General features: G+C 43.4%; 2 tRNA genes. Both read left to right on the top strand.

The window, feature by feature from the left end:
- The first annotated feature begins 10 nt into the window (after nt 1-10).
- Nucleotides 11-86 (top strand) — tRNA-Gly (locus tag KO537_RS23055).
- Nucleotides 87-128: 42 nt separating this feature from the next.
- A tRNA-Gly gene (locus tag KO537_RS23050) sits at nt 129-204 on the top strand.
- Nucleotide 205 lies beyond the last annotated feature (1 nt).

The following is a 205-nucleotide window of genomic DNA, read 5'->3' as shown; positions in this document are numbered from 1 at the left end:
TACAGATTATGCGACATTAGCTCAGTTGGTAGAGCGATACCTTGCCAAGGTATAGGTCATCGGTTCGAACCCGATATGTCGCTCCAAATTAAAACTTAGTGATTTACCAAATCATTAGTACAGATTATGCGACATTAGCTCAGTTGGTAGAGCGATACCTTGCCAAGGTATAGGTCATCGGTTCGAACCCGATATGTCGCTCCAA

Origin of the sequence: Shewanella sp. NKUCC01_JLK, assembly GCF_019345615.1 — a bacterium.
Taxonomy (GTDB): Bacteria; Pseudomonadota; Gammaproteobacteria; order Enterobacterales; family Shewanellaceae; genus Shewanella; species Shewanella oncorhynchi.
Note: the sequence above shows the minus strand (reverse complement) of the source record. Positions and strands in the feature narration are given on the sequence as shown.